At 51.5% G+C, this 15471-nt stretch carries 15 protein-coding genes and 1 pseudogene; 5 read left to right on the top strand and 11 right to left on the bottom strand.

The genetic code is table 11. The features are described from left to right. Positions 1-62 precede the first annotated feature (62 nt). Positions 63-1454, top strand: a complete 1392-nt coding sequence (locus MRY16398_RS11560) for an L-cystine transporter (RefSeq protein ID WP_125124393.1) — start codon at positions 63-65, stop codon at positions 1452-1454. Between the two features lie 55 nt (positions 1455-1509). Here the strand turns inward: MRY16398_RS11560 and cedA are convergent, their stop codons facing one another. After that, complete coding sequence (gene cedA, locus MRY16398_RS11555) at positions 1510-1773, bottom strand: cell division activator CedA (RefSeq protein ID WP_255498900.1); 264 nt, start codon at positions 1771-1773, stop codon at positions 1510-1512. Between the two features lie 200 nt (positions 1774-1973). Between cedA and MRY16398_RS11550 the strand changes: the two are divergent. Further along, positions 1974-3990, top strand: a pseudogene (locus tag MRY16398_RS11550) (catalase). A 36-nt stretch (positions 3991-4026) separates the two neighbouring features. Here MRY16398_RS11550 and chbG read toward each other — a convergent pair. From chbG to osmE, 7 genes are all read right to left on the bottom strand, one after another. Next, the gene (gene chbG / locus MRY16398_RS11545) at positions 4027-4785 is read right to left on the bottom strand and encodes a chitin disaccharide deacetylase (protein WP_110295462.1); all 759 of its coding nucleotides are present in this window, start codon (positions 4783-4785) and stop codon (positions 4027-4029) included. 6 nt (positions 4786-4791) lie between these two features. After that, a complete protein-coding gene (locus tag MRY16398_RS11540) occupies positions 4792-6138 on the bottom strand; it encodes a 6-phospho-beta-glucosidase (RefSeq protein WP_079496492.1) in 1347 nt (448 codons plus the stop codon). A gap of 100 nt (positions 6139-6238) precedes the next feature. Then, positions 6239-7075 carry a transcriptional regulator ChbR gene (chbR, locus tag MRY16398_RS11535; RefSeq protein WP_041851621.1) on the bottom strand — a complete coding sequence of 279 codons (837 nt, stop codon included), beginning with the start codon at positions 7073-7075 and terminating at the stop codon, positions 6239-6241. Between the two features lie 21 nt (positions 7076-7096). After that, a complete protein-coding gene (gene chbA, locus MRY16398_RS11530) occupies positions 7097-7441 on the bottom strand; it encodes a PTS N,N'-diacetylchitobiose transporter subunit IIA (protein ID WP_125124392.1) in 345 nt (114 codons plus the stop codon). 51 nt (positions 7442-7492) lie between these two features. After that, complete coding sequence (gene chbC, locus MRY16398_RS11525) at positions 7493-8851, bottom strand: PTS N,N'-diacetylchitobiose transporter subunit IIC (protein ID WP_071195376.1); 1359 nt, start codon at positions 8849-8851, stop codon at positions 7493-7495. A gap of 79 nt (positions 8852-8930) precedes the next feature. Beyond that, entirely contained in the window at positions 8931-9248 is a 318-nt protein-coding gene (locus MRY16398_RS11520) for a PTS sugar transporter subunit IIB (protein ID WP_041851624.1), read from the bottom strand. Positions 9249-9525: 277 nt separating this feature from the next. After that, on the bottom strand, positions 9526-9867 hold the full coding sequence (gene osmE, locus MRY16398_RS11515) for an osmotically-inducible lipoprotein OsmE (protein ID WP_041851625.1): 342 nt from the start codon (positions 9865-9867) through the stop codon (positions 9526-9528). Between the two features lie 253 nt (positions 9868-10120). Between osmE and nadE the strand changes: the two genes are divergently transcribed. After that, the gene (gene nadE / locus MRY16398_RS11510) at positions 10121-10951 is read left to right on the top strand and encodes an ammonia-dependent NAD(+) synthetase (RefSeq protein WP_041851626.1); all 831 of its coding nucleotides are present in this window, start codon (positions 10121-10123) and stop codon (positions 10949-10951) included. An 84-nt stretch (positions 10952-11035) separates the two neighbouring features. Further along, entirely contained in the window at positions 11036-11902 is an 867-nt protein-coding gene (cho, locus tag MRY16398_RS11505) for an excinuclease Cho (protein ID WP_041851627.1), read from the top strand. Here cho and ves read toward each other — a convergent pair. Both ves and spy read right to left on the bottom strand, forming a co-directional pair. After that, positions 11896-12453 carry an environmental stress-induced protein Ves gene (gene ves, locus MRY16398_RS11500; protein ID WP_125125654.1) on the bottom strand — a complete coding sequence of 186 codons (558 nt, stop codon included), beginning with the start codon at positions 12451-12453 and terminating at the stop codon, positions 11896-11898. The two genes, cho and ves, sit on opposite strands and share 7 nt — an antisense overlap. Positions 12454-12762: 309 nt before the next feature. Continuing rightward, positions 12763-13233: an ATP-independent periplasmic protein-refolding chaperone Spy gene (gene spy / locus MRY16398_RS11495; RefSeq protein ID WP_041851629.1), complete on the bottom strand. Its 471-nt coding sequence runs from the start codon at positions 13231-13233 to the stop codon at positions 12763-12765. An 887-nt stretch (positions 13234-14120) separates the two neighbouring features. On the opposite strand from spy, the gene MRY16398_RS11490 reads away from it, so the two are divergent. Beyond that, positions 14121-14423, top strand: a complete 303-nt coding sequence (locus tag MRY16398_RS11490) for a hypothetical protein (protein WP_125124391.1) — start codon at positions 14121-14123, stop codon at positions 14421-14423. A 79-nt stretch (positions 14424-14502) separates the two neighbouring features. Here the strand turns inward: MRY16398_RS11490 and astE are convergent, their stop codons facing one another. Continuing rightward, entirely contained in the window at positions 14503-15468 is a 966-nt protein-coding gene (astE, locus tag MRY16398_RS11485; protein WP_125124390.1) for a succinylglutamate desuccinylase, read from the bottom strand. Positions 15469-15471: the final 3 nt, after the last annotated feature.

The raw sequence follows: 15471 nt of genomic DNA, 5'->3' as shown, positions 1-15471 counted from the left end.
TAACCTTCCGCCATTGGCTGACCTTTGGATGCCGGCCTTATAATGAGATCAGGAGAACGGGGATGAACTTTCCTTTAATCGCAAACGTTGTGGTGTTTGTCGCACTGCTGCTGTTGCTGGCGCAAACGCGTCACAAGCAGTGGAGTCTGGCAAAAAAAGTACTGGCCGGTTTAGGGCTGGGCGTGGTGTTTGGCCTTGCATTGCAGGCTATCTACGGCTCGGACAACCCGGTACTGAAGAATTCTATCCAGTGGTTCAACGTGGTCGGTAATGGCTACGTGCAACTGCTACAGATGATTGTTATGCCGCTGGTTTTTGCTTCTATTCTGAGCGCCGTTGCACGCCTGCACAACGCGTCTTCGCTGGGAAAAATTAGCTTTTTAACTATCGGTACTCTGCTGTTTACGACGATGATTTCAGCGCTGGTTGGCGTCATGACGACCAATCTCTTCGGTCTGACCGCCGAAGGTCTGGTTCAGGGGACCGCCGAAACGGCCCGTTTAACGGCCATTCAAACCAACTATGTAGGCAAAGTGGCCGATCTGAGCGTACCGCAGTTGCTGCTGTCGTTTGTACCGAAGAATCCGTTTGCCGATCTGACGGGTGCAAGCCCGACCTCCATTATCAGCGTTGTGATTTTCGCTGCGTTTCTGGGTGTCGCCGCCCTGAAACTGCTCAAAGACGATGCGCCGAAAGGCGAACGCGTGCTCATCGCCATTGATACGCTGCAAAGCTGGGTGATGAAGCTGGTGCGTCTGGTGATGCAATTGACGCCGTATGGCGTTCTGGCGTTGATGACCAAAGTGGTGGCCGGCTCGAACATCCAGGACATTATTAAGCTCGGCAGCTTTGTTATCGCCTCCTACATTGGTCTTGGCATCATGTTTGTGGTGCATGGCCTGCTGCTGGGTGTGAATGGCATCAGCCCGCTGAAATACTTCCGCAAAGTATGGCCGGTACTGACCTTCGCGTTTACCAGCCGTTCCAGCGCCGCGTCTATTCCGCTGAATGTGGAAGCGCAGACCCGTCGTCTGGGCGTACCTGAGTCTATCGCCAGCTTCTCCGCCTCGTTCGGTGCGACCATCGGTCAGAACGGCTGTGCGGGTCTCTACCCGGCAATGCTGGCGGTAATGGTTGCTCCGACAGTAGGCATTAATCCGTTGGATCCGATGTGGATTGCCACCCTGGTCGGTATTGTGACAGTCAGCTCCGCAGGTGTTGCGGGTGTCGGTGGTGGTGCGACCTTCGCCGCACTGATTGTACTGCCTGCTATGGGTTTACCCGTCACGCTGGTTGCACTGCTGATTTCGGTGGAACCGCTGATCGACATGGGGCGTACGGCGCTTAATGTCAGCGGCTCAATGACCGCAGGTACGTTGACCAGCCAGTGGCTTAAGCAGACTGACAAAACCATTCTGAACAGCGAAGAGGACGCCGAACTGGCACATCGCTAATTTCGACGTCATTCGAAACGAAAACCGCCTGACAAGTCATTGCAGGCGGTTTTTTTTATTCGTCAATTTCGCCTTCCTGACGAATCTGAGTTGCCCAGCGCTGAGCGGCTTCAGGCACGCTAAAAACAGGTGAACGCGTAAAACGCTCGCCCTGTAACACGAAGGCCACATATTTCCCGCGCAATAACCAGACGTCACGAAACCCATCAACCTTCAAAGCATGTTCAGGCGGTGCAGGTTCGATACGGGGTACATAGCTGATAACACGACGGTTTTGATGGCGCAAAGGTTTCATAAGCGAAGAGTTCACTAAAACGATTTCCACTAACACGAAAGTCCTATCATAGCCGATCGTCACCCCGCGCGTCGCCTCCGGGCTGACTTTCTGCGTATTTTTGCCGCTCTCTCAGTGCGCTCATAGCCGTTACGCCTGAGCACTGTCCTGAGTTGTTCTATAGTTAGAAGGGTTTTGCCAAAGCAACGACCATTTTTCAGCAATGAAAACAGGAGACGTGTTCAATGTCGGATCAAGAACAAAACCCTACAAATCATCAGTCACCGGTGCATGATGCCAGTGAGTCAAAGCCCGGTCTCGATTCTCTGGCGCCGGCAGACGGTTCCCATCGCCCTTCCCCACATCTCTCCGCGCCCGGCGAGCAACCCACGGCCCCAGGCAGTTTAAAGGCCCCCAACACGGCCAATGAGAAACTCACCGCGCTGGAAGCCTTTCGTAAGGGCAGCGAAAATTTTCCACTGACGACAAACCAGGGCGTACGCATCGCAGACGATCAAAATTCACTGCGGGCGGGCACGCGGGGACCGACGCTGCTGGAAGACTTTATACTGCGCGAAAAGATCACCCATTTTGACCATGAGCGCATTCCTGAACGCATCGTCCACGCACGCGGTTCTGCCGCCCATGGCTATTTCCAGCCTTACGAAAGTTTATCGGCCATCACCAAAGCAGATTTTCTCTCCGACCCGGAGAAAATCACGCCGGTATTTGTGCGTTTTTCCACGGTTCAGGGAGGAGCAGGCTCCGCCGATACCGTGCGGGATATCCGTGGATTTGCCACCAAGTTTTACACCGAAGAGGGTATCTTCGATTTGGTGGGTAACAACACGCCCGTATTTTTTATTCAGGACGCGCATAAATTCCCGGATTTCGTTCATGCGGTAAAACCCGAGCCTCACTGGGCAATTCCCCAGGGGCAGAGCGCCCATGACACCTTCTGGGATTATGTCTCGCTGCAACCGGAGACACTGCATAATGTCATCTGGGCAATGTCTGATCGCGGGATCCCACGCAGCTATCGCACCATGGAAGGCTTTGGTATTCATACCTTTCGCATGATCAATGCCGAAGGCAAAGCCACGTTTGTGCGTTTTCACTGGAAACCCGTGGCAGGCAAAGCTTCACTGGTCTGGGATGAGTCGCAGAAATTGACCGGTCGTGACCCCGATTTTCATCGTCGCGATCTGTGGGAAGCGATTGAAGCGGGTGATTACCCGGAATATGAGCTTGGATTACAGCTCATTCCCGAAGAAGACGAATTTAAATTTGATTTTGATCTCCTCGACCCGACGAAACTGATCCCGGAAGAGCTGGTACCAGTGAAGCGAGTGGGCAAAATGGTGCTCAACCGCAATCCGGATAATTTCTTTGCCGAAAACGAGCAGGCCGCGTGAGACGCCGCCGGGCCCTAAACGGGGTGGGTTTGAGTCGTACCAGGAGCGGGTCGAAGGCGGCAAAATTCGCGAACGTAGCCCCTCATTTGCCGAATATTATGCGCATCCACGCCTGTTCTGGCTCAGCCAGACGCCATTTGAGCAGCAGCATATTATCGATGCTTTCAGCTTCGAGCTGAGTAAAGTCGTGCGCGAGTACATTCGTGAACGGGTGGTTGACCAACTGGCGCATATTGATGTCCATCTGGCAAATGCCGTCGCCGGGAACCTCGGCATTACGCTGAGTGAAGAACAACGTAACATCGCGCCACCGAAGGAGGTGAACGGTCTGAAAAAAGATCCTTCGCTCAGCCTGTATGCCATCCCGGATGGCGCCATCAAAGGGCGTGTCGTCGCCGTGTTGCTGAATGATAAAACGCGCGCTGACGATGTGCTCACCATCCTGCAAGCGCTTAAGGCGCAAGGGGTGCACGCGAAACTGCTCTATTCCCGAATGGGCAGCGTTGTGACCGATGATGGCTCCGTCTTACCTGTCGCGGGGACTTTTGCGGGCGCGCCGTCACTGACGGTTGATGGCGTCATTGTGCCTGGCGGTGATCTCAGCCAGTTACTGAATAATGGCGATGCGCTTTACTACCTGCTGGAAGCCTACAAACATCTAAAACCCATTACGCTGCTGGGCGATGCCCGTCAGTTCAGCGCCGCTTTACAGGTTGGCGCGCAGGGGGAAGAAGGTGTGATCCAGGCCGAGGATGCCTCAGGCAGCACCCTGGATGATTTTCTGGGGTTATTGCGCGCGCACCGTATTTGGTCACGCATGAGTAAAATCGCCAGCATTCCTGCCTGATAAACGCGCACCGCGGCCTGTTCCGCGGTGCGCGACTTACAGATCACGAAAAGTGCCCGGTCTGAAGGCACGTTCGGCAATGACCCGCTTCAATGAAGGCTGCGTCAGCACTTCCAGCTCTTTTAAACGTGGGTAACAGTACTGACTTGCCATAAGCTGATTATCCACAAACGCCGGATGGCTCATGATCTCCAGTGAGCTGTCGCCACGCAGCGCGGCGGCATCCAGAATGGCGGTAAACAGCGATACCGTGATCTCATCGCCATAAAAGGCGCTGGAAAAACCGCTCGTGCTGCATACCCCGTTTGCATCAATTCCCTGGCGCCGGGCCTCATCGCGATCGACACGCAGCGGAATGCCTTTCTGCCGGGCAAACGCCGCAACCAGCGGGAAAATGGCGCCAATCATATGCACATGATGATGACTATCGATGTGTGAGGGCGGCTTGCCAAACAGCGCGATAAAACGCGCATACTGGCAGGCCAGCTCATCGGCAATCTCCTGGAGCGGCAGGGAACCTTGTGCAGCCAGATCCCAGATCCATTTTCCCAGTTGCCCCTCTCGCGTCAGTGATGGCGTATTTCCCACGGGTTTTCCCAGCGTCAGGGTGAAATGCAACCCCACCGCCAGTTCCGGAACCTGCTCGCACAGCGCAACCGCATGTTCGATAGCGGCACCGTTCACCAGCGCAGTCGTGGACGTTACGACGCCGTTACGGCAGGCGTCGACGATGCCGTAGTTCTGCCCACGGCTTAAGCCAAAGTCATCCGCATTGACGATTAACAGTCTTTGCATAACCCCTCACTGTTTGAAGGATGCTATTGCCGTAGCAAAACGCGGTAACCACTGCTGATTGGCCAGCAGCATATCGCGGGCCAGTTTTTCCGCGTCTTTATCAGAATGGATCAACGGATTCAGGTTGAGCGCCAGCAAAATGTCATTCAGTTCACCGCTCAGTGCCGCGTTGCTGGCAGCAATCTCAAAGCCCTTAATGGTGTAAATCAGCCCAAGAACCTTGTCATCAAAGTGTGTGATTCGCGGATGCGGCGTCGCCCCCTCGCGCCCCAGAAGACAGGTCATTTCTACCGCCCATTGCGCAGGGATATTTTCTACACAGCCCCGGTGCGGCACATTCACGTAATGCTCCGTCTGCTTATCATTAAAAATCGCATTGATCACTTCACAAGCGGCATCGGAATAATAGGCCCCGCCGCGCATCTCCAGCGCCTTCGGTTTCACATTGAGTGTCGGATCTTTGTACATCTCAAAGAGATTTTTTTCGACCTCCTGAACCACCTGCGCACGCGTCCCCCCTTTGTAATATTCCCCCATTTCGATACCCAGCATCTCTTTGGATTTGAAATAGTATTGCAGGTAGGAACATGGCAGCAGGTTGAGCGAACGCAGTAAGCCTTCCGAGAAAGGTAGATCAAAAATATTCTTCACCGAAGATTTCGCCAGACGCCCGGAAGCGACCCCGTCCATTAATTCGGCAAAGCGCGACTCGCCATTCACCAGCACATCTTTGATAAAGACCAGGTGGTTCAGACCAAATAAATCGATCGATAACGTGTCAGTCGCGGCGAGTTGCAGAACATCACGGACGAACATTTTCATGCCGATGGGGACATTGCATACGCCAATAAAGCGACGGAAGTTGGTATGCCGATAAACCGCTTCTGTGACCATGCCAGCCGGGTTAGTGAAATTGATCACCCATGCCTGCGGGCACAACGCTTCCACATCACGAAGAATATCGAAAATCACCGGGATAGTGCGTAGCCCTTTAAACAAACCACCGGCACCATTGGTTTCCTGACCAAGATAACCATGGCTTAACGGAATGCGCTCGTCGAGTTCCCGTGCTTTGAGCTGGCCGATACGGAATTGTGTGGTAACGAAATCCGCATCGCGCAGCGCTTCACGTCGATCAAGGGTTTTAAATATCTTTAATGGCACCCCTGCTTTGTCCACCATGCGGCAACAAAGATCATAAATGATATCCAGCTTATGTTTCCCCTCCTCCACATCTACCAGCCATAATTCACTGACGGGTAATTCATGGTAGCGAAGAATAAATCCTTCCAGTAATTCTGGGGTATAACTGCTGCCGCCACCGATAGTGACAATTTTCAATTTCGTCGTCATATTTTCTCCCTCAGGCCAGATGTTAAGGCAAGCCGTGTCATTACCGCAGTGCGATAATTATAGAATGGTGATATTTGTTAGCGGGGACGAACCCCGCAAATCAGGAAATATTCGTCAGTTGTTTACGGTAACTACCCGGTGTAAATGAGGTCAGTCGTTTAAATGTTTTAATAAATAAGCTGGGGCTGCTGTACCCTGCCTCCCATGCAATATCATTGATTGAGAAATTCGAAATTTCGAGCTGCTTGCGGGCAAAATTAATCCGAATTTCATTAATAATTTGCAGCGGTGTTTTATGATAATAACGCTGTGTCGCCCTGGTTAAGTATTCCTGAGATTTCCCCGACAAGGCGACCATATTTTCCAGCGCGTTTTCAGCAAAACGGTGTTTGTCATGCATACCCTCTACGGTCATTTTTAACCATTGCGGAATGCAATCTTCCTCCTGCTGCTCGCGGTAATGGCGCAAGCGATTGATAACATGGAAAGTGACATTCTCAATAAACTCATCGAGTTCACTATCACGAAAATTGAGCGATGCTATGACCGATTCAATGTACGCCAGAAAGGTTGCCTTGATGCGGTAACTCTGCGAGGCGACGAAACAAAACGGCACCAGCGAAAGATAATGCGTATCAAAAAATTGCCGGCTGATCCCCACATTAAGGATCCGCGTTGCGCCAAACTCATAAAAACTCTGGTGGGTTGAACCGACGGGTATAAACACAAAGTCACCTCGCTCCAGCAACACCCGTTTCCCGTTGATCACCTGATAGTAACGCCCGGTCAGGACGAGCGTAAATTCATAGTAATCATGCTGATGCAGCCCACTGATGCTCTCAACTTTATTGTAGATAAACACGTGAAAAGACCGGCCATTAAAAAGCTGTTGCTCTCTGACTATTCTCGCGTCCGTCGCATTTATCTCTGGCTGCATCTGCGGGCTTCTCCTTTATCGTCACATTTTCTCGTGCAGTTCAATCAGCTCGGCAATAAGCTCACGCGCCAGCATGGCTGTCATCAGGTGATCCTGCGCGTGAACCAGTACCAGGCTCACCTTTATCTTACCCTGCCCTTCATCACTTTCAATGAGCTGAGTCTGTACGCGATGTGCCTCATGCAGGGCGGCATGGGATTGCGCCATCAACGTTTTTGCCGACTCAAAATCCCCCTGCTTGGCTTGTTTTAATGCGCTGTACGCCAGGCTTCGCGCCTGACCCGCGTTGATGATAAGCCCCATGACGACCTCTTCCAGGGCGTCCGCGTCGGTGTCTGTTTCCGGCAGGTTATCTAAATCCAACATGATGACTCCTCGTCTGTAGCCGCGGCGGTACACAGGCCGCGGCGAAGTTCCTTAAAATTTCAACGCCTGGGCGATATCTTCCTCGCTCTCTTCGGCTTCGATAGTGTTCTGTGCTTTGTTCGATATCACGACGAACGGCAGATAGAGCAGTGTCGCCACACCGAGGTTGAACAGCGCCAGCAACAGGGCAGCGATACTGCCGTTGGTGTTAAAGAAAGCCCCAAGCCCGGTGGGCATGGTCCAGGGTGCGATATTGGTGACTGGCGGGATGATTCCCATGTAATAAGCCGCCATGGTGATGGCTGCCAGTAACGGCTGAACCAGAATGAACGGAATAAACATCACCGGGTTCATGATAATCGGCAGGCCAAACATCATGGGTTCGTTAATCTGGAAGATCCCGGAAGGTAATGCCAGCTTCGCCACCTGGCGATGATCGGCACGGCGAGACGCAATAAAGATGGCGATAATTAACCCCAGCGTCGCCCCGGTGCCGCCCAGGAAGATATAGGAGTCAAGAACCGGTTTCGCCCAGGCATGGAAGGTTTTCCCCGCGGCCAGCGCCGCATCGACTGAACCGTATTCGGTATACAGCGCCACGTTTTCCAGCGCCCACGGCGTCATGATGCCGCTATCCAGTGCGGCCAGAGCCAGTGAACCATGGACGCCAAAGAACCACAGCAGCGAGGTAAAGATGACATACGCCCAACCAACCACCCCGCCCATTGCCGCCAGTGGCTTAGAGATGGAGTCCATAATGATCTGGTGAAAGGTCGTTCCGGCACCGGCCAGTCCCCATGCGATAATCCCCATCACAGAGAGGATCACAAAGCCCGGAATCAGCGCCGAAAAGGAGCGAGAGACCGACGCAGGAACGCTATCAGGTAACTTAATCACCCAGTTACGCCGGACAACAAAGGCGAACATTTCCGCGACCACCAGCCCAATTAACATACCGGAGATAATGTTCGAACCGCCGAGCCAGTTAGCATCTACCGCATACGCCTCCCCAACGCTATAAGGGGTCACCGTCATAAACGCCGCCACGGCCAGCAACCCGGCAGCAAGGGGATCAACTTTGCGTTCCTCCGCCAGCGCCATGCCAATAAAAAAAGGCGCCATCAGCGACATAATGCCCAATGTACCGTTATAGACATTGCCGCCGATGGCTTTAAGGCCATTCAGGGAATCAATTGTTGACGCATCCAGTCGAATGCCAAGAGAGTAGAAAAAAGATCCTTCGCCAAAACTAAGAAAGACATTATTAATTAAAACAAACATGGCCCCGGCGAGCGTTAATGGCATTAATTTAATAAAGCCATTTTTAATCGCATTGACATGCGGTTGCTTGCCTATTTTTACCGCGAACGGCAGCAGCACCTTTTCCAGAGAATTGATCGCTTTATTCATACAAATAAGCCCTTAAGTGCCGCAACGTTAATTGCGGCATGAATGTGTGAAATTACTCTTTGACGGGAAAAATAAAAATTTAAAGTGCTGCTTTTTTAATGGCAGCAATGGCACTTTTAAGAACGGCTAAACCATCGATTTTGCCATAAAGCAAAGAATCAATAACTTCTACTGGCTTATCGGGCAGAATGCGCTGAATTTCAGGCAACATATACGCAATTTGCGGACCTAATAAGACGACATCCGCCTGCGGGCCTTTCTCTGCCGCCAGCGTTTCCGGAAAAGCATCGATAATAACCGGCACATTATATTTTTCTGCCTGCGCGCGCATTTTCGACACCAGCAACGAGGTAGACATGCCCGCTGAGCAGAACAAATAGATGATTTTCTTATCCATAAAAACCTCCCTTGAGCGGCATTTATCATCGAAGAATGCAATGATTAAGCCGTGTGGCGAGACGCCGTGTTATCTGTTTTTTGATGTTGTATTGAGTATACGTTGGCGCGCTGCAAGGGGATAATTCGCTACAAACCACAATTGTCTCTCATTGACCTGGTATCATGACTCCCTTCACATTACGGCCAAATAATTCGCTTCGTTAAAAAAGATCCTGACGTAAAAAAACCGGCCCAGGGGCCGGTTTTAGATCTGCTCAGGCAAAGAGAATCAAAGGTTACTGCTTAGGCGCTTGCGGATCGGTGTCATATTCGGCACAGGTCTGGTAGCCTGAGTTCATCACGTGACCCGTCTCATCCAGCGCGACGAAATAGGTTTCAGTTTTACCATTACGTTGACCCAGGATATAGGTCTGGCAAGTGCCACGCGCGTGGATCATGGTCACTTCGGAAGAAGGACGACCGGCAACCTGCATAACCTGCTGGCGCGTCATCCCTTTTTTGACATCTTTCACTACCGGCTGGCTCACCTGATCTTTAGCGCGATCGTAAGCCGTACACCCTGCCAGCATAGTCAGTACCGCCGCTGCACCCAGAATTCCTGCGATGTTCTTGTTCATATTCCATCCTCTTGTTTATCCGCTTGTGTATCAGCGTGTTATCTAAGCCTGGAATATAAAATTGCATTTTTCAACTATACGGCGTGACTGGCATAACTTTCGGAAAAATCTAATAAAACGACGATAACCTGCTAAAACGGCGTAATATGCGACACTCAAATTCGTGATCCTTGTCGTTTTACCGTCAAAGGGTTAATTTGGCTGCATCACCTATTTGCTACCTGCATAGCAGGCCACATGACGGAGGGGTTAAATGACTCTGCAACAAGAAATTATTCAGGCACTGGGCGTCAAGCCGACCATCAACGCCGAAGAAGAAGTTCGCCGTAGCGTAGATTTTCTCAAATCCTATCTGAAAACCTATCCTTTTTTACGCTCACTGGTGCTGGGGATCAGCGGTGGTCAGGACTCAACGCTGGCCGGTAAGCTTTGCCAGACCGCCATCTCCGAATTGCGTCAGGAAACCGGCGACGCCAGTTACCAGTTTATCGCCGTACGTTTGCCTTACGGCGTACAGGCTGACGAGCAGGATTGCCAGGATGCTATTGAGTTTATCAAGCCGGATCGCGTGCTGACGGTAAACATCAAAGGTGCGGTGCTGGCCAGCGAACAGGCGCTGCGCGAGGCAGGTATTGAGCTGAGCGATTTTATTCGCGGCAACGAAAAAGCCCGTGAGCGTATGAAAGCCCAGTACAGTATCGCCGGGATGACGAAAGGTGTCGTCGTAGGTACTGACCATGCGGCAGAAGCGGTCACCGGCTTCTTCACCAAATACGGTGATGGCGGTACAGATATCAACCCGATTTTCCGTCTCAACAAACGTCAGGGTAAACAACTGCTGGCATCCCTGGGTTGCCCGGAACATCTGTATAAGAAAGCCCCTACCGCAGACCTGGAAGACGATCGCCCTTCTCTGCCGGATGAAGCGGCACTCGGCGTTACCTACGAAAACATTGATGATTATCTGGAAGGCAAAACGCTCGACGCCGGTACAGCGCAGATCATCGAAGGCTGGTATGTGAAGACGGAACATAAACGTCGCCCGCCGATCACCGTTTTCGACGATTTCTGGAAAAAGCAATAAATCTCAGGGGCGGCGCAAGCCGCCTCTTTTTTCACCTGCCGCAGCCTGCTACACTGGATATCTAAACAGTATCAGGAGTCCGCAGTGAACAGGCGTCAATCCGCCCCGCGTCTTGAATTTGAAGCGGCGGCTATTTATGAATATCCCGAGCATTTACGTCCATGGCTGGAAGCACTACCAAAGCAGCCAGGCGTCTATTTTTTTCATGGCGAAAGCGACGCGATGCCCCTGTATATCGGTAAAAGCGTGAATATCCGTAGCCGGGTGCTTTCCCATTTGCGTACCCCCGACGAAGCGGCGATGCTCCGCCAGTCCCGACGCATCACCTGGATATGTACCGCAGGTGAGCTTGGAGCCCTGCTGCTTGAAGCTCGCCTGATTAAAGAGCAACAACCGCTTTTTAATAAACGTCTGCGCCGCAATCGACAGCTTTGTTCATTATCAGTCAACGGCGATAAACCACAGGTAGTCTACGCCCGTGAAGTGGATTTTTCCTCAGAGGTCGGCCTGTACGGCCTGTTCGCCAACCGCCGCGCCGCCCTGCAAACCTTGCAGTCCATCGCCGATGACGAAAAGCTCTGCTATGGCCTGCTTGGCCTGGAGTCATTAACCCGCGGTCGCGGCTGTTTTCGTTCGGCGTTGCGCCGGTGCGCAGGCGCGTGTTGCGGTAAAGAAACCGTGGCCGAACATGATGGCCGTTTTCTGGCCGCAATGGAGCGTATGCGTCTGGTATGCTGGCCCTGGAACGGGCCAATTAGCTTACAGGAAGTGGGTGAACAGATGACGCAATACCATATCATCCACAACTGGCTGTGGCTTGGCGCAGTAAACCATCTGGATGAGGCGGCAGAGTTACTCCGCACGCCCGCCGGGTTTGATCACGATGGTTATAAAATACTCTGCAAGCCATTACTGTCCGGGGAATATTTGATTAGTGAGTTCCCTCAGTGACCGGGAAGCCAGGTAATTTCGCTAAAAAGTAACTGACCTTCTGCTTTTAACAAGCGAAGCGTCTGGCGACCTTCGCTCCAATAGGCCCCCTGATCGGCGCTAAGCAGCTTATCGCCAAGTTGCCATGCCCCACTCAGTACGAAGATCACGCCCCCACGGGTACCAAATGTGGTAAAAGTCCGGTCCGCAATACGCACTTTTGCACGACAGTGATCGCGGCGAGTCATGATATTGAAATCCATCGACATCTGCCCTTCATGAAGCTGAACTTTAACCGGCTGTTCTCCGGGAAACGTAAAAGGCTGGAATTTTTTCAACGTGTGACAGAATTCATGGCCGGCATCTAAGGTAACTTCACCGCCTTCAATAAGGGTGATGACACGATCGACGCCGGGAAATTGCGGAAACTCACCGTTACTGGCCAGCGATGCGATACTTGCCCGCCAACTGAAATCTCGCGTCGCCTCCGGAAAACAACAAATTTCTCGGGTTTCCCCTGCACCATTACGCCAGAGATTTACCGGCATTTTGCGGATATCAAAGAATTCCATCATCACTCCTGAATGGCGCAGCATGGAAGCGCCGCGCCGCTGCTTCTAAAGGCAGCGTGTCATTATCATCCATCCTGCCATTAAAAGATTATCGGCAGCAAAGCAGGATGCCTTAGCGATGCTGTGGTCAGCATGTAAAAAATTAACGTAATGATACACGGAAATTTTTTCTCAAAACGAGCAGGTTGAGGATACCGTGATACAGGCGGCAGACAAGGGGGCGAAAAAGAAAAAACCGCCAGTCCTGCCCACAACGTAAACACGTGCTATGAGCAAGACCGGCGGTCTTGATGAGGGTTGCTGAATCAATTATTCAGCAGGTTGTGGCATTTTACCTTCTGGCGCCGGACGTTCTGTCAGACGCTTCTCAAAATTGGCATTAAACTGTTTTTTCTGTTCCGGCGTCAGAACATTGTAGATTTTGTTCTGGGTTTCCAGATGTGCCAGCATGTGCGCTTTACGCTGCTCGTCCATCTTCGCGATTTGCGCTTCTGCTTTCGCTTTATCGAAGGTGTCACTGGCAATAATGTTGTGCATATCGCGGCGTTCTTGCAGCATCTGCTCATACTCGCCTTTCCTGATGTCGCGGATCTGCTGTTTCTGCGCATCCGTCAGGTTCAAACCTTTGAACATCATGTCATGATGAGGTCCGCGTGGGCCTTTATGATGCATTGCCGGGCCGCCATCAGCCGGTGCGGTCGTGGTATCGGCAGCATGCGCCAGGTTAGCAGCGCCAAGAGCCAGGGTAGAGGCAACAAACAGAGCGGTGAGTTTACGCATAATATTATTCCTTACTATTCATGTTTTCTTGCGGCGTGTGCCGTATCGACGATATTCACTTTAGCGTTTTATTCGTCAATAAATCAGAGCATCAGTAAAACAATGAAAGTGTAAAAAACATTTTTACAGCAATTGTGGAGAGAATATGGATAAACGGAGGAGAGTGGCAAACCAAATATAACAGCAGGGAGTTTTACAGGTAATAATGGAGATTATATAGTGCTGATGAATAATAACAAGCCAATGCAACAGGAATAATCTGCATATGCATTGAAAAAATATGCAAACTGGTAAGCCATGACTGATATATCACCATCTATAGTCAACTGATACGGATCCGCGACGCGGATCCGTTGACCACTTCCCGGCTTCGGCTGAGCCCAAAAAGCCTTATCTCAAAAAGATGATGAGGCCGGCACCGATTCTTAAGCGTCTGCTGGTGTCGGGCAATACGCGATATGCACGCTATCGCAAAAGCTAAACACTTCCATTCCGAATTTCGCAAAAAGAATTAAAAGCGACTTTTTAGTATGGGTTGTTATATGACTATTTCGCGGCACGACATACCAACTATGGGTGTCTTCTTTGGTCATCGAATGCATGAGTATAGAGTAGTCAATAATTCTCGTTACGATGATAATAAACCGGTACTACCATCAATGGTAATACTACATGATCAGGTAACTTATTATTAAATTAAGTATTAAAGACAACCCCCCACAAAATTAGTCAAATAATCAATTTTTTCTAAATAGCCACAAACGTGCTCTGATGAGCATTACCAACCCGCACGCTATTTCCGCAGTCAATGCGTTTTCAATTATGGAAACGATCTATTTTATGCGCTATTAATCGCCTGTGATTCCGGTCCGGTAGCCCTTGCAGGCATGACCTCAATCGGCATCATTTCAATTTACTCGCAAATTGAGGCGAAAAACCGTTTACCGTTCAGGAATGGCGCTCAGGGTTGGAATGCATTAGGTATTGATGTTGCCTGTCCGGCTTACGGTCCCTGCGGCAGACTGGTGAGCACAAACCCCAAAGAGACAACCGGGGTGTCCTTTGCTGAATGGTGTCCAAAAGACAAAACCTATGAGTGCATGCGTGGCCTGTCAGGAGAGACCATGGTCTACCTGATTAACCATTTCCTGCAATCTGATGACTATATTCCGCAGGTGGCTAACGCCTGACGGATCATTGCAAAGCACTTCGCAATAAAAAACGCGCCCGACGTGATGTCCGGGCGCGTTTTTCTTGATAGCGACTTTCCTAACTGATGCGTTCCAGCATCAATCCCGCCCGTAGCCCCACGGCGACCTTTGGATTAGGAAAGAGCACATATTCCCGATCGCGCTGGACAACGTAACGCTCGCCGCGATCTTCTGCCAGCAACGTTCCCGCCGCAAACGGGGTAAAATTGAGCGTATCGTCCGACATATAAAGCACGAACTCTTCGCTGCGCCGTGTTAACTGCTGCACCACACGATAGCGTATCGGTGCGTTTTCCGCTTCGGGCACCACGTCGCCAGCAAGCAACGCCGCCAGCGCCCAGCGAGTACGTTCGAACTGGCTCAAATCATTTTCACCAAAAGGTAGCGCTTTACCAAGCTCCAGCGTACAGGAATGGGCCTGAAACTGTTCGCAGGTGTAGTGAGTAAAGGTTCCCGCCGGGGACTGATGGAAGACTAACGCTTCCAGCCCGGCATCGCCCAGCCATTTGAGAAAAATTTCATCCCAGGGTTCTGCACGCGCAGGCAGTACACCAAAACGTACATGATAAGAACCACGGATCGCCGTGTGCAGGTCAAGATGCCAGCGATCTTCATCATCTTCGGCGTAAAAATGGGTGACGGCCCGTTCCAGTTGTGCGGCGCGAATCGTCTCATCACTGGCCGGAAAACCTTGCCAGCGCGCGCCAAACATGCGGTTAAGGTCGCTGCGCAGAAAACGTTTATTCTGTCCCAGCGCCTGCGGGTTACCGATAATGATAAGCAGGCGCCAGCTTAAGGCCAGCGTCCCGTTCAGGAGCTGTTTTAACAGACCATCCATCATCTCCACTGGCGCGGTTTCATTGCCGTGAATCGCGCAGGAAAGCACCAGAGAGCGCTTTACTGGCTTTGGGGGCACTAACTCCAGAACGCCCTGCTCATGCCATAACCAGTGGATCGCACCAGCCTCACCCACCGTCCTGCGGGGCATTTCACCTGACAGCGTCATTGCGAGAAAATTGTCCATACG

This window comes from Phytobacter sp. MRY16-398 (assembly GCF_003925915.1).
GTDB lineage: Bacteria > Pseudomonadota > Gammaproteobacteria > Enterobacterales > Enterobacteriaceae > Phytobacter > Phytobacter diazotrophicus.
This window is presented reverse-complemented; position numbering and strand designations above follow the sequence as displayed.

Bases quoted from the DNA above. Each gene is read 5' to 3' on its own strand.
- astE (WP_125124390.1), bottom strand. From the start codon at position 15,468: ATGGACAATTTTCTCGCAATGACGCTGTCAGGTGAAATGCCCCGCAGG.
- MRY16398_RS11540 (WP_079496492.1), bottom strand. From the start codon at position 6,138: ATGACGACGAAATTGAAAATTGTCACTATCGGTGGCGGCAGCAGTTAT.
- MRY16398_RS11490 (WP_125124391.1), top strand. From the start codon at position 14,121: ATGACCTCAATCGGCATCATTTCAATTTACTCGCAAATTGAGGCGAAA.
- MRY16398_RS11560 (WP_125124393.1), top strand. From the start codon at position 63: ATGAACTTTCCTTTAATCGCAAACGTTGTGGTGTTTGTCGCACTGCTG.
- spy (WP_041851629.1), bottom strand. From the start codon at position 13,233: ATGCGTAAACTCACCGCTCTGTTTGTTGCCTCTACCCTGGCTCTTGGC.
- chbA (WP_125124392.1), bottom strand. From the start codon at position 7,441: ATGTTGGATTTAGATAACCTGCCGGAAACAGACACCGACGCGGACGCC.
- nadE (WP_041851626.1), top strand. From the start codon at position 10,121: ATGACTCTGCAACAAGAAATTATTCAGGCACTGGGCGTCAAGCCGACC.
- osmE (WP_041851625.1), bottom strand. From the start codon at position 9,867: ATGAACAAGAACATCGCAGGAATTCTGGGTGCAGCGGCGGTACTGACT.
- MRY16398_RS11520 (WP_041851624.1), bottom strand. From the start codon at position 9,248: ATGGATAAGAAAATCATCTATTTGTTCTGCTCAGCGGGCATGTCTACC.
- chbC (WP_071195376.1), bottom strand. From the start codon at position 8,851: ATGAATAAAGCGATCAATTCTCTGGAAAAGGTGCTGCTGCCGTTCGCG.
- chbR (WP_041851621.1), bottom strand. From the start codon at position 7,075: ATGCAGCCAGAGATAAATGCGACGGACGCGAGAATAGTCAGAGAGCAA.
- chbG (WP_110295462.1), bottom strand. From the start codon at position 4,785: ATGCAAAGACTGTTAATCGTCAATGCGGATGACTTTGGCTTAAGCCGT.
- ves (WP_125125654.1), bottom strand. From the start codon at position 12,453: ATGGAATTCTTTGATATCCGCAAAATGCCGGTAAATCTCTGGCGTAAT.